The organism is Actinospica durhamensis (assembly GCF_018139695.1).
Classification (GTDB): domain Bacteria; phylum Actinomycetota; class Actinomycetes; order Streptomycetales; family Catenulisporaceae; genus Actinospica; species Actinospica durhamensis.
In genome coordinates this window covers 1-666 of sequence record NZ_JAGSOG010000664.1, presented here as the reverse complement: position 1 = coordinate 666, position 666 = coordinate 1, and the positions used below count along the sequence as shown (strand labels likewise).

Genomic DNA, 666 nt, shown 5'->3' with positions numbered 1-666 from the left:
AGCCACGCCTGGTAGAACATGAGCGCCCCGAACAGGGCGGCGAGGATGCCGCGCACGGTGCGCAGGATCTCGACGTCCGAGCGGAGCAGGGTGACGCAGATGGAGATGGCCATGAACGCGGCGACGGCCATGGCCTTGGTGACCAGCAGCCGGCCGACGGTGCCGTGCCACCACCGGGCGAGCAGCGAGTAGACGGCGACGAACGCCAGGCAGCCGCCGAGGGCGATCACACTGCCCCACAGGTTCACCGCCTGACCGGTCGTCATCGGAACTCGCCTTTCAGCGCATCGCGGATCAACGGGGCGAAGTGGTTTCTCTCGCCCAGCGAGCGCAGGGTACGCGAGATCTCCCGAATCTCCGACGTGCGTTCGTGGGCGGCGGCCATCGCCTGCTCCAGGTTCCGCAGTTCCTCCTGTGCGGCCTGGACGTCCTCGTCCGCCGGGACGTCCGCCCGCTTACTCGTCCGGCGCTTCAGCCAGCGCAGCACGGCCGCCACCTCCCCGGTTGGCGCGGGCCGCCTCGGACACCGCGTCCAGCACCCGCTCGGTGGTGCGCGCGGTGCCCATCAGCAGATCGAGCTGCGTCTGCTGGATGTCGATCATCTCCTGCCGGCCTTCGGCGAGGGCCCGCCACACCTCTATCTGCCGGTCCTTGTCCTGCACGACC

Annotated in this window: 3 protein-coding genes; all 3 read right to left on the bottom strand. The window is 69.7% G+C overall.

Annotated features, from left to right (window positions below):
* A partial coding sequence (locus tag KDL01_RS41625; protein ID WP_212534227.1) for a putative phage holin occupies nucleotides 1–266 on the bottom strand: 266 nt, incomplete at its 3' end.
* Entirely contained in the window at nucleotides 263–487 is a 225-nt protein-coding gene (locus tag KDL01_RS41620) for a DUF7620 family protein (RefSeq protein ID WP_212534226.1), read from the bottom strand. The genes KDL01_RS41620 and KDL01_RS41625, both read right to left, overlap by 4 nt.
* Nucleotides 456–666: hypothetical protein (locus KDL01_RS41615; RefSeq protein ID WP_212534225.1), on the bottom strand; the 211-nt coding region annotated here is incomplete at its 5' end. The genes KDL01_RS41615 and KDL01_RS41620, both read right to left, overlap by 32 nt.